This window comes from Paenibacillus sp. USHLN196, from assembly GCF_037144955.1.
Taxonomy (GTDB): Bacteria; Bacillota; Bacilli; order Paenibacillales; family Paenibacillaceae; genus Paenibacillus; species Paenibacillus xylanexedens_C.
Window position 1 is genome coordinate 354132 of sequence record NZ_JBBCYH010000006.1, and the last position, 21651, is coordinate 375782.

Genomic DNA, 21651 nt, shown 5'->3' on the forward strand with positions numbered 1-21651 from the left:
TGTCTACCCCTTCGGATTTAAAGTTTTGGCCATTTTATTCATGACACCGACCACGACAAATGTAATCACAATCATAATCGCGGCAACAACCGAGGCCAGATACCAGTCGTTGAGGGTCATGGCGTTCTGATACAGGAACGTAGCAATTACACGCTGTTTTCCTCCAAGGAGGGCAGGTGTGGTATACGCCGTGAGGCTTCCGACAAAGACAAGCACGGCTCCGATCACAAGTCCTGGCACAGCCAGTGGGAACACGACCCGGCGGAATGCCGTAATGCGTGATGCACCCAGACTTTGTGCTGCTTTGAGCAGGTCACCGTCAATGTTCTCCAGCACGCCCACCAGAGAGATAATCATCAAAGGCAGGAACAGGTGCGTCAGACCGATCATCATCGCTGCCGGTGTGTACAGAATATCCAGCGGCTTGTCCACGATGCCCAGGCCAACAAGGGTGTTATTGATCAACCCTTTGCGTCCAAGGATAATCATCCAGCTGAACGAGCGCACGACTGGGCTCGTGAGCAGCGGGAATATCGCCAGTGCCAGCAAAATGCCTTTGCGGCGGGGCGCTTTCTGCGAGATATAATAAGCTGTCGGAAATCCGAGCACCACACAGACGATGGTGGTGACCACGCTAACTTGCAGCGTCGTAAGCAATATTTTCAAAAAGTATGGGTCTCTGAAAAAATGCATGTATCCTTCAAACGTGAAGGAGTTTTCTTGGAAAAACGTCGACCCGATCGTCAGGACAATCGGAATGATCATAAATGCCGCCAAAAACACGAATCCCGGCAGCAATAGCCAGTAGATTACTGATTTCTTCATCGCGATACTCCTGACTTGTAAAATGGTTTTATTCACACGTTTCACTGGCGCACATTTCAAAAATAAACGTCCATGTTTATCGCACCAGCCGTTCCGGTTACGAATCGTTCTTACGATCGCTGTTATCCTTGGATTTTCTTGATCTCCTTCTTAGTAGAAGGAAAAATCCAAGGATAAAGGCGAACGCTTCGCTTCTTCAGAATCGATTTCGTCCCCTACACTACCAGCGAATTAGGTGGGTTGATTTTAGACTGAACTCCAATGCCGTGAAGTTCATAACTACGCGTTTAACGCGTTGATAAACAGTTCAAGGAAGCCTTCCGCGTCTACAGTTTCGCAGACGAGCGTGTTGGGTTGCTCACCCAAACGGTTTTGGAAGTCGCATACCATCTGACCATCGCACAGGCGGCTGGCGGTTTCGACATCGACGTAATACGATTTGCGTCCTACCAGTTCCGGGGCAAGGGCTACACCCACGGCTAGTGGGTCATGTAAAGCACAAGCGCGGACGCCGTTCATTTGTTCATAACGGTTGATATAAATCTCTGTGCTTTGAGCGACGTATGCACGTATTACAGGATCTGTGAGGCGCTCAATCGTTGCTTCATTCAGCAATGTTTGACGCGTCACATCCAGTCCGACCTGAGTAAGCTTCTCGATGCCTGCGTGCAGTACGATGCGAGCTGCCTCCGGATCAGCGTAGGTGTTGTACTCGGCAGTCGGTGTAATATTGCCATGTCCGCGAACAACACCACCCATGAAGATGACTTCCTTCAATAAAGAAGGCAGTTCAGGACACTTCATCAACGCGAGGGCCAAGTTCGTTAAGGGTGCGGTCATGATTAATGTCAGTTCGCCCGGATACTGCTTGGCTTGCTCCACGATAAAGTCTGGCGCAAAACCTTCCTCGGCTTTCTTAGACACGGCCGGATCAGGCAGTGCACCGCCCAGTCCGTCCTGTCCATGTACCCGGTGTTCATAATGCGACTTGCGAGTGAGGGGTCCAACTGCTCCGGCAATGACCGGGATCGTTGGTGCACCCGCGAGTTCAAGAATTTTGCATGTATTCTCTGTTGCCTGCTGGAGTGATACGTTCCCACAGACTGTGGTGATGCCGAGAATGTCCAATTTCCGGCTTTTGACGGCCAGCAAAATTGCCAGTGCATCGTCAATCCCCGTGTCCACGTCCAGAATGATGCGATTTTGCGCTTCACTCATCCGTTCTCAACTCCTATGCGGTGATATGGTTGCTTGCTGCAAATGATATAAGTTCAACTAAAGAATATTTACACTTACCACTCCGATGACAGAATAACATTCCGATCGCTGTTATCCCCAGATTTTTTTCATTCCCTTCTTCAAAGGGGAAATCCGGGGATAGCGTATGCTTCCGAAGCAGCTTTCTGTCAGAAAGCTTTTAGGCGAACGCTTCGCTTCTTCACATTATTTCTGTCCTCTCCGTTCTCGTGTAAAAAGTTTAGTTGAACCTATATAGATCAAAGATAACTTTTAAGAAATTCGGTTGTTTATTGTGCAATCTCACGGTTCCAGCGATCTGTCCAGCCTTTAACCTGTTGATTCACGAATTCCATATCCAGCTTGTTCAGCTTCTCAACAACTTCAGCGCCATATGTTACACCTTCTGCTTCTTCAGCAGTCAGTTCAACCTTCGTGTTTACCGGGGAATCGACTTTGGCTTTAGCAGATTTCGCTTGTACATCTTGGCTGAGCTGCCAGTTGATGAACTCTTCAGCCAGCTCTTTGTTTTTGCTACCCTTCACGACATTGATCGTGTTCATCACTGCATATGCACCTTCGCTAGGTGTAACAAACTTCGCATTAGGCACGGCTGCTTTCAGGTCTTTGAAATACATTTCCATGATCGGTCCGCCAGCAATCTCTTCTTGGGAGAACATGTTCACGAATTCGGACGTTTGGCTATAGAATTTCACCACATTGCCGCTCAGTTTTTTCAGTTCAGCAAATGCCGCATCTTCATTAAACGTATCGTTTCCGGCTACACGGGAAGCTGCATCCACAACCATCGGGCCTGCCGTTGCCGTAATATTCGGGATGGTCAGGTTCCCCTCGAACGCCGGGTCCCACAGGTCACTCCATGAAGTCACTTCTTTGGAAACGAGGTCAGGGTTATAAGCGATTCCGAGCTGTCCAACCGTGTAGGCCGGGCCATAATCTTCACCAAGTGGTGCTTTGGCAATATCATAAATGTCATTTACATTTGGGATTTTGGAACGATCGATTTTCTCAAACAAACCTTCATCGATACCTTGTTGCGCATAGTAGTCAGACAGGTAGATGACATCGACATTTGATGTACCTTGACGAATTTTGTTCAGACGTTCAGCGTTATTGCCGACTTCGAGCACGATGTCTATATTATGTTCTTTTTCAAAGGGACCAAATACTGATTCATTGAAGAAATCTTCCGAGAAGCCCCAAGTGGAGATAACCAATTTGTTAGCTGCTGTTCCCCCACTGCCTGATCCGCCTGTTGCATCCTCTGTACTGCTGCCACAACCTGCAAGTAATACCGATGTCATTGCCACTGCTGCCAAACCGCTAATCCACTTTTTCATCATGATCCTTATTCCCCCTGATATGTGTGATTTAACAACCCAACCATTAAGTTGAACTAGCTTACATGCTCTGCTAAGCATTTACACATAACGGAGAGGACAGAAATAACCTGAAGAAGCGAAGCGTGCGCCTTTATCACCGGATTTCACCTTTTAAAGGATCAAAAAATCTGGGGATAACAGCGATCGGAAGGTTGTTCTGTCATCGAGTGCCCGTGTAAATTACGTTAGTTGAGTGTGTATAGTTCGACTTAAAAAACAAAAAGAAAAGCGCTCTTGTATAAACAAGAACACTTTTCTTCGTAAACAAAGGAAAGCGACACCCGCTGCCGGTACATCATCGGTTTCTGCTTCAGAATCAATCCAAAGACAGACGCCATCATATGAAATTGTACGGAACCTGATCATGAATCCGGTTAACAACCCCCGTAAGCATCAACAAGAATCAATCCTGCCGATCCATCCTAGGCCTGTTCCAGGATCACATTTGTGATCGCCCACTGAGTGGACGCATCATAATCCCGCAATATAGCTTCAATTGGCAAACCCATGTGTTGCTCGAGCTTCTCCCGGAATTTCTTCTTATATAAAACAGACATGCGGAAGTCCACTTCCAGCTTTAAGCCGGGGGCCTCCCCTTCCAGGGCGTCAGAGCGCGGTGAACGTCGGTGCTTCGCGTAGAAGGTAACAATATTCTGGTCAATGGTCACTCTCAGGAGAGTGGTGCCAAATCCGAACAGTTCCTTCGAAATTTCGTTATAATACTGGCACATCTTCTTCTTGCTCTCATTGCTGTCCAGTAGTTCCATGAACTCACCCACATCTCTTACTACCGTACATTCGACGTGTTAACACGATTGATTATACATAAATATACGATCATAGGCAACCCAAAAGATATAGTTAACATGATAATAACACATAAAAGCGAACGATGAGGCATTAACTGCCGAAAACAATTCGTCTTGTACCACAGTGAAGTTTACATTAATATGCCTGCAGGTCAGTCCTATACTATTGTTACTTCTAAACTCCGTTTTAATACACAGGATTCGAGTCTTCGTTTCAACTTTCCCTATAGCGGTATTAATTCCTGCGAAACATAGACAAACTTCGTCATCAACCGTTAAAATGAGACACAATGTTTACATGTTTTTATTTTCTAGAAATTGGAGGCTTATACCATGAAATGCCCAGTATGTAATCATGAAAATGGAGATGCCCATTTTTGCGAGAGGTGCGGCTCTAATCTAACGCAAACGCAAACAACCTCTTCGCCCACTTCTGTACCGAATCCGGAACCTGCTGCTTCTTCCGAACCCAAATACACCCGTTGGTCCAGTACGCAGGCCACATCTTCCCAGGCACCCGCTCCATCCAACACACCATCCGTCTCAACTCAGAAGCAACACTCAACAGAATCAGCAAACACCAATGACCATGCTTCAGCAGGAGACAACAGCTCCAATCAATGGAATAATATCGTGCAGAATGAGAAAGTTCAGCAAGCCAAAGAAGTAAGTAAACAGTATCTATCCTATTTTCTCAGCGTATTGGCCCGTCCCTATCAAACGATGAAAACTGTTGGTGACCAGCATTCAATTAACGGATGGCTGACGATGGCGCTGATTGCAGTCTTATCTTCTACATACTTCTTAATTACCTTTAGTCGCATAGGCATGGACGGCTTGTTCATTGGTGGATTTTTAAGGCCGCTGTTGTTCACCGCCATTATCCTGATTGCCTCGATTGCACTGATGTACGCTATTCTGAAGATTGAAAAAATAACCTTCCGTCCCAAAACACTGGTTGCCCAGTTCGGTACATTGCTTGTTCCTGCTGTCGTATCCCTTGTTCTGGCGAATCTGTTTATTATCATCTCGTATTCCATCGCGATCTCATTGCTTGCTGTCTCGTATATCATTATCTTTGTTGCTCTGAACTCGGTGCTGTTCCAATATCCACTGAATCGCACCCAAGCAGCCATCGATAGCATGTACAGCGTGTTGATCGCCAATGTGGTCGTGTTCTTTATTCTGTATCGATTGTTGGGTGAGATTGTTATTGGGCTGATTGGCCTAATGCTTTCACCGTTTGGTCGTCTGTGAATTATATAAATTGAACTAAAGATTATTTACAATTGTTACTTCGATGACAGAACAACCTTCCGATCGCTGTTATCTCCAGATTTTTTTTAATTCACTTTTTGCAAAGTGAAAATCTGGCGATAAAGGCAAACGCTCCGCTTCTTCAGGTTCTTTCTGTCCTCTACGTTTTCGTGTAAATGATTATTCCAATAGATATAAATTTTCCTGACTCTTTTGATTTATATTAAGGCGCTCCCTGCTCACTCGGGGAACGTCTTTTTTGGTTTTCTAAGGCAGCATTGCGCTGGGTATGTATCATGCACTATAATGTGTAGTGCAACAGGTATGTTCTTATTTACGTAATAACATGAATCTAGCAACTCCCGTTACGTAATGAGAAGGTTCACCATTGCCACTCACACTACATTGTGTAGTGTAATGATCCCATTTTACAAAGAAAGCAGAGGAACTCTCTATGGACATGACTCATATGAATCATATGCAAATGGAGCACGAGGCAGGTACATCCTATCTATGGCTTATCGTTGGTGCAATCGTGTTGCTGTTCTCCATCGCCGCCTATATCTGGGCATCACGCACACAAGGCAAGATCCTGAGTCACATGAAAAAGAAAGAACGGGCCGACATCCAGAAGAAAAGTCGTTCCCTTCGGCTGGTTGCACATGCATTGATGGCTGTGTCGATTATTACGTTTGGCCTTTTCTTCCTACAAGGTGCAGGGACAAAATATGATGTGGCCGATCTGGCGTCCAACGCGACCATCGATGTGACCGATGATAAATATTATGGGGCAGACCATACAGAGGAACCAATCCAGTATGAAATGACAATCCCAACATCAGGTCCGCATAACCCGCATGATATCAAGTTTGGATTTTACACCGACTTCCCTGGCTATAATTACCTTGTTCACAATCTGGAGCATGGGGATATCATTATCTATTATCGTGAGAACGCAAGCGAGGATTTGAAAGAACATCTGAAATACCTTGCCAAATTCCGCGAAGCTGGAGCAGGTATTCTGGCTGTCCCCAACAAGGATATTCCCGAAGGCAGTGAAGTCGTCGTGACGGCATGGACCAAAACGATGAAGCTCGACCAATTCGATGATGCCAAAGTGGGTTCTTTTATCCATAAATATATTAATCAGGGACCTGAAAAGATTCCTGCCTCCATTCGCCAAGGCGGAGGAACGATGTAACGACTTATCGTTTCAAACGAAATTAGCTCCCGAATCAAATTGATCCGGGAGCTAATTCTTTATCGCCTGGATGCCGATATTTCAAGAGTAGAAATGCGAACATTGAAATACATATACATACGAAACAAAGAAGAACGTACAGCACCAAAGTAAAGAGAAAACGAGATGATTCATCCAACAGATCAAGGGGGAGCACTTTTACCAATGAATAGTTTGTTTATGCGAATCTTTTTATTTTTTTCCTGTCTGATGCTGGCCGCAGGTGCGGTTCTGGGCATTACCATGTACCGTTCATCGGCCCAGCTGGTCGAGCAATCCATGGGGATGCAGGCACAGGCTGTGGCTGAACGGGCAGCAGCATTAATTGACACCTCTCTGTACGCACCACTCAGTACAGGGCAGGATGAAACAGCGTATTACGGCACATTGCGTGAGCAGCTCAGCCAGCTGCGTGAGGCCAATGGACTCAAGTATCTGTACACACTCGGTACACGCGAAGAAAATGGAACAAATACATATTTCTATGTAGTGGATGGGGCTGCTGCCGATGTGGCAGAGGATGACTTCTCCCCTTACGGCTCCGAAGAAGAGACGCATTATGACGGAATGCTTCAGGCTTTTGAACAGAATGAACCTATGCGAGGCGAACTCACACAGGATGAATATGGAGCCACCATTACAGCGTATGTGCCGATCCAAGGGGCTGACGGAAATGTGCTGGGCCTGGTCGGTGCAGATCTGGACTCCACTGCGGTCTATGAACTGATGTCCCGCAACCGTATGACCATGATCTGGACAGCCTTGGCTATTGTGCTGCTCAGTGTCTTGTTGGTGTATGGATTCGCCCACTACTTAACCCGTCCATTGGTGAAACTCAAGAAATTGATTGCCCAAGTCGGAAAAGGTGATCTGACGGTCAACGTTGAACTTAGCCGCAAGGACGAAGTGGGACAGCTCGCTTCCGAGTTCAAACATCTGGTCACAGGTACCCGGGATGTCATGACGGGCATCCGTCAAAGCTCCGATTCTCTGTTACAAGCTGCAGAAGGAGTATCCAAACATTCGCAGGCGACTGCAGAAGCCAGTCAGCGTATTGCCGAGCATACGAATCATACGGCCAGTGGCGCTGCCGAGCAAGTGGCTCGTGCGGGCGAAGTTACGGTAGCCATGGAAGAGATTACACGCAGCATGCAGCATATTGCGAATTCTTCCTCCATGGTCGCGGATGTCTCACAGGAAACAACCAATAACGCAGTTCAAGGTCAAGCCAACATCAACACAGCCATTGAAAGTATGGACAAAATTCATCAGGCAAATGTGCAGATGGTGGCCTCCACCTCCCAGCTGGAGCAGTACTCGGGTAAAATCGAATCGGTGGCACACCTGATGAAAGGTATTGCTTCACAGACCAATCTGCTTGCGCTTAATGCAAGTATTGAAGCGGCTCGTGCAGGAGAGTATGGCAGCGGATTTGCTGTAGTTGCCTCCGAAGTTCGCAAGCTTGCAGGGGAATCGGAGCAATCGTCCCAGCATGTAACCGAATTGATCACCGAGATGACACGCCAGACTGCCTTGTTGTCGGAACATATGTCAGCCAGCACATCTGCCGTACAGTCTGGTCTTGCTGTCGTTCAGGAGGCAGGCCGTTCGTTCACCTCCATTCATACCGGGATTGAAACGATGAATGAACGGCTGCATGAAGTATCTGCAGCATCCGAGCAGCTGTCTGCCAGTGCAGAAGAAGTGTCCGCTTCTGTGGAGGACATGGAACATATCTCGCGTGAATCCTCTTCGAGCATCCAGAAGGTATCGCACGCTACCGGTAGCCAGCTGCAATCCATGGATGAAATGAGTGCATCTGCCGAATCTCTGCGGGTATTGTCCAGTGAGCTGAACGGGTTGATTGGTCGATTTATAATATAGCGGGCAGCTAGATTACCATATAGATTGAACTAAAGAATATTCACACTTACCACTTCGATGACAGAACAACCTTCCGATTGCTGTTATCAACCTATATAAATCAGCCCACAACCAAAAAGCCGCACGGCAGGGACGGGATCATGGGGTTCAACCCCATATCCAGACCACTGCCTGCGGCTTTATTTTTGTACCTTTAATGTTGGCGCCCTAAGGCTGCCTGAATTAATAGCGCTGCGGAGCAGCTTTTTTACCCAAATCCGTCATGTACGTAAAGAACGCTTCCGGATCGGTATCATACACCAGTTGTACTGGACGTCCGTCTGCTTGCTCCACCGTGCGGCCCTGACTAGGACCATCCGGGATGACAATACAGTTCACGGTTTTCTTCTTCACGATGTCCTCGCGTCCAACGGAAGCCGTTGTCAGCACATCCCACAGATAGTATGTGGAATTCGTCTCACTGTACACCAGTGGCGGACATCCTGCGTAACAGTTCCCCAGGAAATCAACGCCTTCGAAGCGGCGCTCTGCTGCCCAGCGGTTACGAACGGCTGGAGTCAGAGGTACTTTGTTCGTGCTTTCCAGTGCAACCAGATCGATCTGGATGCCGCTCTGCCACACACGATAAGCCGCTTCCGGGTCCCAGAATACGTTCCATTCAGCTGTGCCGTCATGCTCTGGCTCTTCTACGTTACCACGCTCGAATGTGCCACCCATCCATACCAGCTTGTCGATTTTCTCTTCAATGTCTGGTGCTTCGTCGAGTGCACGCGCAAGGTCCGTCAGTGGGCCTGTGAACAGAAGCAGCGTTTTGCCTTCGGTATTGCGTACTTTCTCGATCAGATGCTGATGAGCCGGAACGGCAGAGAGTGGTGCTTCCATTTTGCCGGACTCGTTCAGTACAGGAAGTGCATCTACATAAAAGGAATGCAGTCTCCACGCCGCAGGAAATGGATTTTTCCCTCTGGAGTTGGATTTGGATACCTCTACGGAATATGTACCGAAACGATCGATAATTTTACGGCTGGCATCTGTTGCTGGCTCCAGATATCCGTCTGCCGGAATGACCGATACGCCGGTTACATGTACATTGTCCATTTGCAGAAGCATGAACAGCGATACGAGGTCATCCACGCCGCCGTCATGGTTAAAATACACATTAAGTTGGTTCGTCATGCTTGCTTTCATCCTTCCCCTGGTTGTCCCATTGATGTTGATCATCCGTCTGCCCAAGGCCGACGCTCTCTCTATTATGTCCCATAACCCTTGGCTACGTAAACCTTCCCCATGCGAAGAAAACAAGGATCACGCCTCATCCTGCGGATATTTTACAGTTCCACCATTCCATCTCAGGAGGAGACACAGCTCTACTCTCATTGTTATAAAAATAAAGAAATGGACAGCAGGCTTGAAGCCCCGCCGTCCATCTCACCCCATCCATGCATTACATAGACTGGTTCTGTTTCTCCTCATTCTTTTCGGCAATCGGCACATACTTGCCTGGCCAGAAGGCCCATTTCCCCAGCAATGTGGTGATAGCCGGTACCATGAACGGACGAACCAGGAAGGTATCCAACATCACACCAACGGCTGTGATTATACCAAACTGCACCAACACCTGAATTGGCAATGTAGCAAGTACCGCAAATGTTCCTGCCAAGATCAGACCTGCAGATGTAATAACCGAACTTGTCTCGCCAACACCTTCTCTAATCGCTTGACGAAGCGGCATCGTTTTGCGTTTCTGCCAGATGCTAGAGATCATGAAGATGTTGTAGTCTTCACCCAGTGCCACGAGGAATACGAAGGAATACAGCGGAATCGCTCCCTGAATGGCATCTGCGCCAAGTCCGTAGTGAATGATGATCCACCCCAGACCCAATGCAGAGAAGTACGATAGAACGACTGTCGCGATCAGGTACGCTGTGGCTACGATTGAACGCAAGTACAACAGTAGTAACAATGTAATCATGCCAATGACTACCGGAATAATGATCTTGGCATCGCGTTCTCCCGTCACTTCAATGTCATACTGTTCAGCCGTCTGACCATCGATCCAGACCTGACTGTCCACATTAGCTACACCAGCATCTTGAAGCGCCTGTTCGGCAGTAGCCCGCAAATCCGGGATATGCTGCATTGCTTCCATGGAATATGGATTCAGATTGAATTCCACATCAAAGGCGGTAATGTTGGCATTCTCGGCGCCCTGCTGGGCATCGCCTACTTTGCTAATGTAATCCAGCGATTCGAGACGCTGCTTCAGATCAGTTTCTTTGCCTTCGGCATCAACGATCACTTTCACTGGAGCCAGCTCACCTTGGGAGAACTGTTCACCAATGACCGTGAAACCTTCGCGGGAAGGCACATCCTCCGGGAAGGAAGACAACAGATCATAGGTGAATTTAACCTGAGTAGAGAATACAGCCAGTCCACCTAGCAATACCAACGTAATTGCAAGAACGGTCCATGGCTTCGTTACTACAACACGGCCAATCCAGCTTTCCTTGATTTTGCGTGGAGCGGGGGCCGGTTTGCCTTTTTTCTTCGCACGTTCCACTTCCATCTCATGTGTACGCGGTACGAATGGATAGAATGAACCCCGACCGAAGATCGCAAGGAGCGCCGGAACCAGCGTCAGACTTGCAATAAACATAATAAAGATGGACAGACTGAATGGTACGGCAAAGCGATGATATGCACCGTATTCAGCCAACAACAGCACGAGCAGTGCTGCAACGACCGTGAATCCACTCATGGCAATAGCGCCAGATGATCCGGTGATTGCCTGGAAGATGGCTTTCTTTTTGTCCGGCTCATGATAGAGAATTTGGCGGTATCTGGAGATCATGAACAGACAGTAATCCGTACCTGCTCCGAATAACAATACCGTCATGATCGAGATCGACTGTGCGTCTACCGTAATCCAGCCTTGATCCGCCATGAATCCGAGAATGGGGCTTGTCACCATATACGCGAATCCAACCGCAATAATCGGGATAATTGCCAATACCGGCGAGCGATAGATCAACAGCAACAGTACTAATACCAGTACAACCGTAGCGATCAGCAAGGATACATCGGCGGAGGAGAACAGTCCGCTCGCATCAATGGATATTCCTACAGGCCCTGTTACACGGGCAATCAGTGTATTGGTATCATCTATGGCTACATCGAACGGGTTTGCCCCGAAGATGTCTTGTGTTTTTTGCTCAAGTGCTTCAATAGCTTCCTTCAATTGTTCCGAATCGGCACCTTCATTGAAGAAAAGTGGCATAACCAAGGTACTTCCGTCTTCCGAAAGCTGGCCTTTCAATGCCTGTGGTGGCAATTGATAGAGTGGCACAACGGACTGCTGTTGTTCTACCGGATCTTGATCCAGTCGCTCCGTTAATGCCTGAATGTTCTCAATCTGCTCATCCGTCAGACCGCCGGCTTGACGCCATACGATCAGTGCGGGCAGTCCTTCACCACCAGGGAATTCCTTCTCGGCAAGTGCAGCTGCCTGAACCGATGGTTTGGATTCACTCAGATCCTGTGCGTTATTGGTTTCACGATCACCTACAGCAGGCCATACCATGCCAAGTACAACGGCGATAATGATCCATACCAACAGCGTAATCCATTTGCTTCGTTTGCCGGCTACCCAGCGGCCGTAACCCGAATCTTCCTGCATTGTCTCTTCATCTCCCTATTCTGTTTCTATGAAGCCCTAATATATATGATGGTGTAGTAATGAACCATGGGTCATAGTATAATCGAGTTAATTATATATACCGGAAGGTTAATTTTGCAATGCCTAATTTTGTGAACACGTCTGACAAGCAATTAAATACGTAAAGAGGTATGTACCTATGAGCAAAAAAACAAACATTCCCCGTTCACCGGGTAGACCCAAAGCAGGTGTGGATCAAGCATCTGTCCAAACCAACATATTGATGACCGCATCACGTCTGTTTATGGAATACGGGTATGAACCCGTCTCTCTTCAGCAGATCGCTTCGTTATGTAATGTGACCAAAGCATCGATCTATTACCACTTCTCCAGCAAAGCCGAGCTGTTCACCGTTGCCATTACCCGCATGATGGCGATGGGCATGCAGCAGACTTCTCTTCGTCTGGATGAACCCGGTCCATTGCAAGAACGTCTGGTTAAGGTTGCCGAAGCGAAGATGCAGCTCTCCCATATTGAAACGGAGACCATGATGCGAGAAGCCGAGAAACATCTGGACCCGGAGCAACTCGCTCAGATTCGGGAAGCAGAGGTTCGCATCTTTGAAGTACTAGCCACCCATTTTCAGAAGGAGATGGACAACGGTTATTTCCGGGCCGCAAGTCCCATGCTGCTTGCCCATGCATTTACTTCACTGCTGATGCTCGCGAACCGCGAAGATGTGCGCAACATGAATGGCGGCAGCATAGAAGAACTTGCACAGGAACTTGTTGCCCTGTTTCTGGATGGAGCTGTTAGGCGGAACGAATGCTGATGCTAGCTCCAGATTTTAGCCAATGCGGCAATACCCGGGTCAATGCGTTCCGGTTCTATTCCGGCAAAACCGATAATGAACTCTCTTTTGCCATCTACTGGTCCGCTCCCGTTTGCCCACAAATATTCTGTTGAACTGATCTGTATGCCTGCATTCATCGCTAAAGAAACCAATTCGTTAGCTGTTTGCTGGGATGCAATCCGCAGCACCAGATGAAATCCCGAGTGCTGACCCTGTATTTCAGTTCGATCCCCGAAATGCAGCTGAATGGCCTGAACGATCAGGTCATGTTTTCGTTTGTAGACATTACGCATTTTACGGATATGCTTGCCCAGTTCCCCTTCACGCATGAACATCTCCAATGTTCGCTGATGGAGCCGGGAAGCTGATTGTTCGAACAGAATGGACTTGTACATTTCGCGAAAATCATCCATTAATTCTCTCGGAAGTACCATGTAGTGTATACAAAGAGCAGGTGCGAGGACCTGCGAGAACCCACCCATATAGATCACGCGGCTTCCTTCGCGCAGCCCCTGCATGGAAGGGATTGGCCTCCCATAATAGCGGAACTCCCCATCGTAATCGTCCTCGATGATATATGCCTTTGTTCGTTCCGCCCAATCCAGCAACGCCAATCTGCGGGTAATCGGCATGGTCACACCTAGTGGAAATTGGTGAGAGGGCGACACACCCGCCAATTTCACCCCGGCCTGTTCCAGCTCCGTCAAGTTTATGCCATCAGGTTCCAGAGAGATCGGGACAACCTGATAACCATAATTGCGGAATGTGCCAGGTAACAGTCGGTATCCAGGATTCTCTACACCGATGGAATGCATTGATCCTCCCTTGTGAAGCAGGGTCTGTGCTAATAGAGACATTAGCAGATGCTGTTCAGCACCCACAACAATCTGCTCTGGAGAACAGCTGACTCCCCTGAACTGCGCAAGATAGACAGCAATTTCACATCGTAGCCCCCATTCTCCCTGAGGGTCCCCATAGAACAATAGCTCCTCCGCTTCTTCCCGCCATACCCGATTAACATATTGGTGCCACTTGGCAAGTGGGAACAGGCTGAAATCATTGCGTGACATATGAAAATCATATTGTACTTCTCTAGCAGGGCGTATGGCCTGCTGTTCTGACCATGTCGTTCGAGCCTCGGGAGCTTTCCCGGCTGTCTGTGGGTCTGTCTTCCCGATCTGCATGGCATGATAGCTGTCTACCAAGGCACGAACACGATAGCCGCGTCGTGGCTGACTGTATACATATCCTTCGGCGATCAACTGTTGATAGGCCCACTCCACAGGAGTGGTGCTTACCCCAAGCATCTCGGCAAGCTTTCGCACCGAAGGCAATCGGCTATGCTCAGCCAATGCCCCGTGAATGATTTCCCTTTTGATATGATCCGAGAGCTGTACATAGATTGGCGCACTATCGTTCTCATCCAACTTTGGCAATTGAATCACACTGCTGCACCTCATCTGTCCTGTAAAAAGAATTAAAACTGTATATTTGGAAGTATACAGTATTGAGATATACTCATGTCATCATCATTATGTAACGCCACTCGAAGAGGCAGGGCAAACTCAATCTGTCCCGCTTTGAACTATAGGAGGAAACAATATGCCCCAACCAAAATCATCCCAACGTATCCCCCGTCTGCTAGAAACGCAGCGCATATACCTGCGTCCTTTCGAGATTACAGATGTGGATGTTTATTTCCCTGGTTTGTTTGACACCGAGATGCGCAGGCTGACGGGAACACAGAACAGTTTCACTCGCACTCAGGTTGAACGTTATGTTGAAAACGCCGCTCAGGATGACTCCAGACTCATGTTGCTTATTGCTTTACAGGAAAATGATCAGATCATTGGAGATGTCGTCCTGATGGACATGCATGCCAAGAATCGCAGTGCACACATACGGATTGCCATCGATCAGGCGGAGCATCAAGGCAAAGGCTACGGCAGCGAAGCATTGCTGCTTATGCTGGACTACGGCTTCGGCATCTGTAACCTGCATCGAGTCGAGCTTGAGGTTTACGCCTTCAACGAGCGAGCCATTCGCACGTATGAGAAACTCGGATTTCAACGCGAGGGTGTGAAGCGGGACGCTTTGTACTACAATCACCAATATCATGATTCCATACAGATGAGCTTACTGGAAGATGAGTTCCGGCAACGTCATATGGATGATCAGGCAGGGAATAATTAAGTTCCCAACCTGCCAAAATCAAACCAAAAAACCGGGGAATTTAGTACCCTTCCCCGGTTAGAAACTTCAAATGACCCGTCAGTACCGATAGCTCGGCGGGTGTCTTCATGTATAACTCGCCATCCATATCGGCTGACATCAGTTCATCCGTCTTCAATTTGAGCGTAGATGCCTTGAAGTAGGAGATACTTCCATTCTGAGGTTTCCATTCTCCTTCCGGCTTGTGCGATAGTATCTCTCGCAGCAGCGGAATGCCTGTCTCATGAATAATGAGCACGTCCAGCTCACCATCCTGCAACGCATCCGGTGCAAAAGGTAATGCATTGGTTCCCAGGAAACGGCCATTGGCTGCATAAATCATCACAGCTTCGCCCTCCATCTCTTTCCCATCCGCCTCCAGTTGATAAGGAAACGGCTCTGTATGACTAATCGTCTGTAACGTGCTGATGAAGTAACTGAGCTTCCCCAACGCGCCTTTCAGATTCTCATTAATATTCTGCGATGCATCACTGATTAAGCCTATGCCAAAAAAGTTCGTGAACACCCGATCATTCGCGCGTCCAATATCAATGGACACCGCACGACCCGCCAGTATTTCTTGTGCCGCCGTCTCTGCATCCGGTGAAATACCGAGCGAACGCGCAAAGTCATTACAGGTGCCCCCAGGTAATATGCCAATCAACGGAGGATGTTGCAGATCTGCCAGTCCATTCACGCATTCATGCACCGTACCATCCCCGCCCAGGATAAACACCACATCGAATTGTTCACCGCGTTCAAGGCACAACTTCTCTCCTTCACCCGGTTCATCCGTACGCACAATAACGAGTTCGTGGACAGCGGGAGCCAGCACGCCAGCTACAAGACCAACGGTATTCTCACGATTGGCCTTGCCCGAATGATGATGATGAATTAACAACGCTTTGTTAAACTCCATCCTTCTCTTCCTCCATTCCGATGCTTGTTAACCTTTACCCACAAAGGTTGAAGCCGTAAACAAGCCTTTCGCCAAGTACTCATCATGATCCAGAATAGGTTCCCCACTCAGGTATGCATCCTAATCGTCATTCATTCGTAATAGCTATATAAGTTCAACTAAAGAATATTCACACTTGCCACTCCGATGACAGAATAACCTTCCGATCGCTGTTATCCCCAGATTTTTCTGATTTACTTTTACAAAGGTGAAAATCTGGTGATAAAGGCGAACGCTTCGCTTCTTCAGGTTATTTCTGTCCTCTACGTTCTCGTGTGAATGTATAATTAAACTTAAATAGATAACCCGTTTATCTAACTAACCAATTCCTTTTTTAACCAGAATGTATGCATGAGAAAAATGGTTTCTCCACACCTTATGTCATAAGGCCGCAAATTTTGCTGGTGAGAACCCATTCAAAACGAGTCAAAACGGTTATATCTATACCATATACGAATGGAGGGATTCCCTATGATTCCGGCAACGTTGGAACAATTGGAGCAAGTTCGCAAGGAATGCCGCACCATGGTTCGCAAAAGAGCTACTGCTTCCGCAGGTACAACACTCGTTCCACTGCCCGGTACAGACGTACTGGCTGATGTGGGGATGCTGATGCAGCTGTTGCCTGCCATTAACAATAAATTCGGATTATCGCAAAAACAGCTGGACGGAATGGACCCCGAGACCAAATCCATGATCTATGGATTCGTGATGTCCATCGGTAGTAAAGTCATTGGCCGCATGGTAACCAAGGAGTTGGTCGTACAGGTTCTGAAAAGAGTCGGGATACGCGTTGCCACCAAATCGGTCGCCAAATTTGTTCCATTTGCAGGACAAGGGCTGGCTGCCGCACTCAGCTTCACAGCCATGCGCTATGTAGGTAACAAACATGTCGATGACTGCTATGAAGTCGTCAAACGCATGATTGAGCAGCGCGAGTTGATCCCGGGTGAGCCTGCTCCATCTGCACTGGAGGAAGCTACCGATGATACTAAGGTGGAAGTGAAGTCACTTTCCAGTAATGCCGCAGATGTATCTGCTAAAGAGTCCCATGAGGAGTAATTAAATACTGCATATCATAGCGACGATGCTCAAAATACATGACAAATAGCCGGGAACCCTTAGAGGGTACTCCCGGCTATTCTTGTTAATTTCAATCTAGGGATCAAATCGCCTGCGGCTGTTGCTCCGTAAACTGACTGTTGTACAGATCCGCATAGAAGCCCTGACTTGCCATCAGTTCATCATGATTGCCTTGTTCAATCACGTTACCATGATCCATCACCAGGATCAGATCGGCGCCGCGAATGGTGGACAACCGGTGTGCAATGACAAAGCTCGTGCGATCCTTCATCAGATCATTCATCGCTTTCTGAATAAATACTTCAGTCCGTGTATCAACGCTACTCGTCGCTTCATCCAGAATCAGAATCGCCGGGTTCGCCAGAATTGCTCTCGCAATCGTAAGCAACTGCTTCTGTCCTTGGGAAATGTTCGATGCCTCTTCATTCAGCACCGTATCATATCCATCAGGCAGTGTACGAATGAAGTGGTCCGCATGGGCTGCATCAGCCGCCTTGAAGACGTCCTCTTCCGTTGCGCCTTCTCGTCCATAAGCGATATTGTCACGAATCGTTCCGTTGAACAACCAGGTATCCTGAAGCACCATTCCGAACAGGCTTCGCAGCTTACCGCGTTCCATATCCTGAATATTGACACCATCAATCGTAATCTGACCATCCTGAATTTCGTAGAAACGCATCAATAGGTTGATCAGGGTTGTTTTACCGGCACCTGTTGGTCCAACAATAGCTACCGTCTGCCCTGGTTTCACATCAATGTTCATGTTGCGAATGAGCAGCTCATTCTCTTTATATCCAAAATTAACACCTTGGAACGCAACTGCGCCTTTAGGCTGCTGTAGTTGCACGGGTTGTTTGGACTCCGGAACTTCTTCCTCTTCATCCAGCAACTCGAATACCCGCTCTGCTGAAGCAATCGTCGATTGGATGATATTGGAGATGTTCGCGATCTGGTTAATCGGTTGTGTGAATTGACGGGAGTACTGTGTGAAGGCCAAAATATCCCCGATGGAGATGGCTCCACGTGTAACGAAGATCCCCCCGACCACACAGATCAGTACATAACCCAGGTTACCAACAAAGCTCATGAGCGGCATAATGATACCCGAGATAAACTGGGCTTTCCAGCCGGATTCATACAACTCCTCATTAACCTTCTCGAATTGCTGTACCGATTCTTCTTCGCGTCCAAATGCTTTGACGACTTTGTGCCCTGTGTACATCTCTTCGACATGACCATTCAATTCACCAAGCGATTTCTGTTGACCCGCAAAGTGTTTTTGCGAACGGGATGCAACCAGCATAACCACAACCACACTGAGTGGCAGCGTCAAAATGGTGATCAGGGTCATCCACGGACTAATCGTCAGCATCATGATAATTACACCGACAATGGTTACTACGGACGTAATGAATTGCGCCAAACTTTGCTGAAGCGTATTACTAATGTTGTCCACGTCATTCGTGGCACGGCTGAGAGTCTCCCCATGGGTGCGGGAATCAAAATACTTCAGTGGCAACCGTCCTACCTTCTCGCTAATCTGCTCACGCATGTCATATACAACCCGTTGGGCCACACCGGCCATCAGGTATTGTTGTAGATACATAAATGCCGCACTGAACAGATAGAGCCCGACAAGCAGGTACAACACTTTGATCAATGCCGGAAAATCAATCCCTGCTCCCTGCACACCCTGAAGGATGGCAATCGCGCCTTGACTGAGAATATCTGTACCTTCCGCCATGACCTTCGGACTGATGATGCTAAATACGGTACTTAGAATAGCTGCAATCAGCACACCCAACAGTCGATAACGGTGAGGCTGAAGATATTGAATTAAGCGACGCAGTGTGCCTTTGAAATCTTTCGCTTTCTCGGCGGGAGGTCGCATGCCCATTCCGGGACCAGGTCCCGGTCCGCCAGAAGCACGGGGTGCCTTGTGTTTCTCTGTACGTTCACTCATGCGATCTCCTCCTCAGTCAGCTGGGAGGATACAATCTCGCGATACACTTCATTGTGCTCCAGCAGCTCTTTATGTGTTCCTGAACCGACAATTCGTCCTTCATCCATGACCAGAATGCGATCTGCATCCATAACTGTACTTACACGCTGAGCCACGATGAGCACAGCCGCCTCTGTCGTTTCAGATTTCAGTGCAGCACGAAGACGGGAATCTGTTTTGAAATCAAGGGCCGAGAAACTGTCGTCAAAGATATAGACTTCCGGACGACGAACGAGTGCGCGAGCGATGGACAAACGCTGTTTTTGCCCACCAGACACATTACTACCCCCTTGAGAGATGAGGCTGTCATATCCGTCTTTCATCTCGGAGATGAAATTCTCCGCCTGCGCCGTCCGAGCTGCATGAACAATCTCTTCCATCGTGGCATCATCTTTACCGTGACGGATATTTTCTGTAATCGTTCCGGTGAAGAGAACTGCCTTTTGCGGTACAAAACCAATTTTCCCGCGCAAATCCTCCTGACGAAGATCACGCACATCCGTTCCATTTACTCGCACACTGCCCTCCGTTACATCATAGAAACGCGGAATGAGGCTGAGCAATGTGGATTTTCCTGAACCGGTACCCCCGATAATCGCTGTGGTCTCACCTGGGCGAGCTGTGAATGAAATGTTGGATAATGCAGGATTCTCCGCACCTGGGTAACGGAAAGTCACATTATCGAACTCAATTGTACCTTGCAGTGCTTTCATGGCATGAGGCTGGTCTGGATTGCTAAGATCAGGTTGCATATCAAGCACTTCGTTGATCCGTTCTGCCGAAGCGGATGCTCTCGGGATCATGACAAAAATAATGGAAACCATAATGAGGGAGAACATAATCTGCATGGCGTACTGAATAAATGCAATCAGTGAGCCAATATCCATATTTCCGCTGTCGATCCGTTGTCCTCCAAAGTACAGGATGGCGATCATGGAGAAGTTCATCACAAGCATCATGACAGGCATCAAAGTCGCCATAAGCACATTTACTTTAATGGACACATCTCTCAGATCTGAATTGGCTCCATTAAAACGGGCACGCTCATGTTTCCCGCGATTAAATGAACGAACCACGCGAATTCCTGTTAACTGTTCACGAAGAACCAAGTTGAGACGGTCCAGTTTTTTCTGAATGGTTTTGAACAAAGGTAAACCTTTGGCCCCAATCAACGCAATGGCGCCACCCAACACAGGAAGCACAACCAGGAAGATGGTAGATAATTTGGCATCCTGGGATACCGCCATGAAGATACCCCCGATACACATAAGCGGAGCCATAATCATCATGCGCAGCATCATTGTAAGTACGTTCTGCACCTGTGTAATATCATTCGTCGTACGTGTAATCAGTGAAGCTGTTCCCATCTTATCGAACTCCTGCAGCGAAAAGTTCTCCACGTGGCGGAATACTCTGCTACGCAGTTGTTTGGCAAACCCACCCGCTGTGCGGGATGAGAGGTAACTGGCAATCACCGAACATGCTGTTCCAGCAATCGCAATGACCAGCATCCAACCGCCAATCTGCCAGATGTACGGGATGTCTCCTTTAATAATGCCGTGATTCACGATGTCCGCCATTAACGTAGGCAGGTACAGTTCAGCCAAAGACTGTAACATGATCAGACCCAGAATGAAGATAATGGGTACTTTGTAAGGCTTCAACATGCGAAACAGTTTCATCATGGCGTATCATCTCCTTGTGTCGAATCATCCTTTTGCAGGGAGGGCAGTGTATCGAAAAAGGTGTATACCTTCGTCAATAGCTCAGCCAGCTGAGTGCTGTCTTCTTCTCCCAGGTGTTTAACGAGTTTGTTGAATATCTCCATGCGCTCTTCATGAGCAGCCCGAATGATTTCACGGCCTGCTTCAGTAATCGTGATGCGGACAGCGCGTCGATCCTCCGGGTCCATTGTCCGCTTGACCAACCCCTCATCTTCAAGACCCCGAATAACCGGTGTAATGGTGGGTGACTTCACTCGTAGTAAAGCACTAATCTCGGATACTTTCATCCCGGGATGATTGGACTGGATGGTGTCATTGAAATTAGGCGGATTGTCCTGCCAGTTCAATTGTTCTCCCGGATGCATCCCATGGAGCAAACAACCCAGAACCATAATTTCATTGTGATTGCGCCCATGAGGTTTATGTTGCCTCCATTTGCCTTTGTTGAACTGCATGATGGAGTATAAAAGCTTCTGAGCGACTGGATCTATACCAGTCATAATGGGTCCCT

Annotated in this window: 17 protein-coding genes; 6 read left to right on the forward strand and 11 right to left on the reverse strand. The window is 47.9% G+C overall.

The genetic code is table 11. The features are described from left to right. Positions 1 to 3: 3 nt before the first annotated feature. The 4 genes from WFI24_RS17265 to WFI24_RS17280 all read right to left on the reverse strand — a co-directional run bounded on the left by WFI24_RS17265 (position 4) and on the right by WFI24_RS17280 (position 4231). Positions 4 to 825 carry an ABC transporter permease gene (locus tag WFI24_RS17265; protein WP_036612869.1) on the reverse strand — a complete coding sequence of 274 codons (822 nt, stop codon included), beginning with the start codon at positions 823 to 825 and terminating at the stop codon, positions 4 to 6. A 279-nt stretch (positions 826 to 1104) separates the two neighbouring features. Beyond that, complete coding sequence (locus WFI24_RS17270) at positions 1105 to 2043, reverse strand: nucleoside hydrolase (RefSeq protein WP_336762732.1); 939 nt, start codon at positions 2041 to 2043, stop codon at positions 1105 to 1107. A gap of 308 nt (positions 2044 to 2351) precedes the next feature. After that, positions 2352 to 3422, reverse strand: coding sequence for an ABC transporter substrate-binding protein (locus tag WFI24_RS17275; RefSeq protein ID WP_336762925.1), 1071 nt, complete (start codon positions 3420 to 3422; stop codon positions 2352 to 2354). 464 nt (positions 3423 to 3886) lie between these two features. Next, positions 3887 to 4231, reverse strand: coding sequence for a Na-translocating system protein MpsC family protein (locus tag WFI24_RS17280; RefSeq protein ID WP_017691786.1), 345 nt, complete (start codon positions 4229 to 4231; stop codon positions 3887 to 3889). A gap of 375 nt (positions 4232 to 4606) precedes the next feature. Here WFI24_RS17280 and WFI24_RS17285 point away from each other — a divergent pair, with 375 nt between their 5' ends. The 3 genes from WFI24_RS17285 to WFI24_RS17295 all read left to right on the forward strand — a co-directional run bounded on the left by WFI24_RS17285 (position 4607) and on the right by WFI24_RS17295 (position 8654). Continuing rightward, entirely contained in the window at positions 4607 to 5530 is a 924-nt protein-coding gene (locus WFI24_RS17285; protein ID WP_336762735.1) for a zinc ribbon domain-containing protein, read from the forward strand. Positions 5531 to 5984: 454 nt separating this feature from the next. After that, positions 5985 to 6731, forward strand: a complete 747-nt coding sequence (locus tag WFI24_RS17290; protein WP_336762737.1) for a DUF3105 domain-containing protein — start codon at positions 5985 to 5987, stop codon at positions 6729 to 6731. A 204-nt stretch (positions 6732 to 6935) separates the two neighbouring features. After that, positions 6936 to 8654 carry a methyl-accepting chemotaxis protein gene (locus WFI24_RS17295; protein ID WP_336762739.1) on the forward strand — a complete coding sequence of 573 codons (1719 nt, stop codon included), beginning with the start codon at positions 6936 to 6938 and terminating at the stop codon, positions 8652 to 8654. Between the two features lie 222 nt (positions 8655 to 8876). Here the strand turns inward: WFI24_RS17295 and WFI24_RS17300 are convergent, their stop codons facing one another. Together WFI24_RS17300 and WFI24_RS17305 are read right to left on the reverse strand one after the other, a co-directional pair. After that, the gene (locus tag WFI24_RS17300) at positions 8877 to 9830 is read right to left on the reverse strand and encodes a nucleoside hydrolase (RefSeq protein WP_017691781.1); all 954 of its coding nucleotides are present in this window, start codon (positions 9828 to 9830) and stop codon (positions 8877 to 8879) included. Positions 9831 to 10098: 268 nt separating this feature from the next. Further along, the gene (locus WFI24_RS17305) at positions 10099 to 12330 is read right to left on the reverse strand and encodes an MMPL family transporter (RefSeq protein WP_336762741.1); all 2232 of its coding nucleotides are present in this window, start codon (positions 12328 to 12330) and stop codon (positions 10099 to 10101) included. Positions 12331 to 12508: 178 nt separating this feature from the next. On the opposite strand from WFI24_RS17305, the gene WFI24_RS17310 reads away from it, so the two are divergent. Beyond that, complete coding sequence (locus tag WFI24_RS17310; RefSeq protein ID WP_145324701.1) at positions 12509 to 13141, forward strand: TetR/AcrR family transcriptional regulator; 633 nt, start codon at positions 12509 to 12511, stop codon at positions 13139 to 13141. A gap of 2 nt (positions 13142 to 13143) precedes the next feature. Here the strand turns inward: WFI24_RS17310 and pdxR are convergent, their stop codons facing one another. Next, entirely contained in the window at positions 13144 to 14607 is a 1464-nt protein-coding gene (gene pdxR, locus WFI24_RS17315) for a MocR-like pyridoxine biosynthesis transcription factor PdxR (protein WP_336762743.1), read from the reverse strand. 157 nt (positions 14608 to 14764) lie between these two features. Between pdxR and WFI24_RS17320 the strand changes: the two genes are divergently transcribed. Next, positions 14765 to 15355 (forward strand): GNAT family N-acetyltransferase, encoded by a 591-nt coding sequence (locus tag WFI24_RS17320; protein ID WP_336762745.1) that lies wholly within the window; start codon positions 14765 to 14767, stop codon positions 15353 to 15355. 40 nt (positions 15356 to 15395) lie between these two features. On the opposite strand, the gene WFI24_RS17325 is transcribed toward WFI24_RS17320, so the two are convergent. Continuing rightward, a complete protein-coding gene (locus WFI24_RS17325) occupies positions 15396 to 16292 on the reverse strand; it encodes a diacylglycerol/lipid kinase family protein (RefSeq protein ID WP_336762746.1) in 897 nt (298 codons plus the stop codon). 510 nt (positions 16293 to 16802) lie between these two features. Here WFI24_RS17325 and WFI24_RS17330 point away from each other — a divergent pair. Next, on the forward strand, positions 16803 to 17393 hold the full coding sequence (locus WFI24_RS17330; RefSeq protein WP_336762747.1) for a hypothetical protein: 591 nt from the start codon (positions 16803 to 16805) through the stop codon (positions 17391 to 17393). A 103-nt stretch (positions 17394 to 17496) separates the two neighbouring features. Here WFI24_RS17330 and WFI24_RS17335 read toward each other — a convergent pair whose 3' ends face one another. From WFI24_RS17335 to WFI24_RS17345, 3 genes are read right to left on the reverse strand one after another with little or no spacing between them, the layout of a single operon-like run. Continuing rightward, on the reverse strand, positions 17497 to 19377 hold the full coding sequence (locus WFI24_RS17335; RefSeq protein ID WP_336762749.1) for an ABC transporter ATP-binding protein: 1881 nt from the start codon (positions 19375 to 19377) through the stop codon (positions 17497 to 17499). Next, a complete protein-coding gene (locus tag WFI24_RS17340) occupies positions 19374 to 21101 on the reverse strand; it encodes an ABC transporter ATP-binding protein (protein ID WP_336762751.1) in 1728 nt (575 codons plus the stop codon). Before WFI24_RS17340 ends, WFI24_RS17335 begins: the two co-directional genes overlap by 4 nt. Further along, on the reverse strand, positions 21098 to 21640 hold the full coding sequence (locus WFI24_RS17345) for a MarR family winged helix-turn-helix transcriptional regulator (protein ID WP_145324714.1): 543 nt from the start codon (positions 21638 to 21640) through the stop codon (positions 21098 to 21100). Before WFI24_RS17345 ends, WFI24_RS17340 begins: the two co-directional genes overlap by 4 nt. Positions 21641 to 21651: the final 11 nt, after the last annotated feature.

Excerpts from the sequence above, each read along its gene's own strand:
- WFI24_RS17265 (WP_036612869.1), bottom strand. The coding sequence starts at position 825 with ATGAAGAAATCAGTAATCTACTGGCTATTGCTGCCGGGATTCGTGTTT.
- WFI24_RS17270 (WP_336762732.1), bottom strand. The coding sequence starts at position 2,043 with ATGAGTGAAGCGCAAAATCGCATCATTCTGGACGTGGACACGGGGATT.
- WFI24_RS17275 (WP_336762925.1), bottom strand. The coding sequence starts at position 3,422 with ATGAAAAAGTGGATTAGCGGTTTGGCAGCAGTGGCAATGACATCGGTA.
- WFI24_RS17280 (WP_017691786.1), bottom strand. The coding sequence starts at position 4,231 with ATGGAACTACTGGACAGCAATGAGAGCAAGAAGAAGATGTGCCAGTAT.
- WFI24_RS17285 (WP_336762735.1), top strand. The coding sequence starts at position 4,607 with ATGAAATGCCCAGTATGTAATCATGAAAATGGAGATGCCCATTTTTGC.
- WFI24_RS17290 (WP_336762737.1), top strand. The coding sequence starts at position 5,985 with ATGGACATGACTCATATGAATCATATGCAAATGGAGCACGAGGCAGGT.
- WFI24_RS17295 (WP_336762739.1), top strand. The coding sequence starts at position 6,936 with ATGAATAGTTTGTTTATGCGAATCTTTTTATTTTTTTCCTGTCTGATG.
- WFI24_RS17300 (WP_017691781.1), bottom strand. The coding sequence starts at position 9,830 with ATGACGAACCAACTTAATGTGTATTTTAACCATGACGGCGGCGTGGAT.
- WFI24_RS17305 (WP_336762741.1), bottom strand. The coding sequence starts at position 12,330 with ATGCAGGAAGATTCGGGTTACGGCCGCTGGGTAGCCGGCAAACGAAGC.
- WFI24_RS17310 (WP_145324701.1), top strand. The coding sequence starts at position 12,509 with ATGAGCAAAAAAACAAACATTCCCCGTTCACCGGGTAGACCCAAAGCA.
- WFI24_RS17320 (WP_336762745.1), top strand. The coding sequence starts at position 14,765 with ATGCCCCAACCAAAATCATCCCAACGTATCCCCCGTCTGCTAGAAACG.
- WFI24_RS17325 (WP_336762746.1), bottom strand. The coding sequence starts at position 16,292 with ATGGAGTTTAACAAAGCGTTGTTAATTCATCATCATCATTCGGGCAAG.
- WFI24_RS17330 (WP_336762747.1), top strand. The coding sequence starts at position 16,803 with ATGATTCCGGCAACGTTGGAACAATTGGAGCAAGTTCGCAAGGAATGC.
- WFI24_RS17335 (WP_336762749.1), bottom strand. The coding sequence starts at position 19,377 with ATGAGTGAACGTACAGAGAAACACAAGGCACCCCGTGCTTCTGGCGGA.
- WFI24_RS17340 (WP_336762751.1), bottom strand. The coding sequence starts at position 21,101 with ATGATGAAACTGTTTCGCATGTTGAAGCCTTACAAAGTACCCATTATC.
- WFI24_RS17345 (WP_145324714.1), bottom strand. The coding sequence starts at position 21,640 with ATGACTGGTATAGATCCAGTCGCTCAGAAGCTTTTATACTCCATCATG.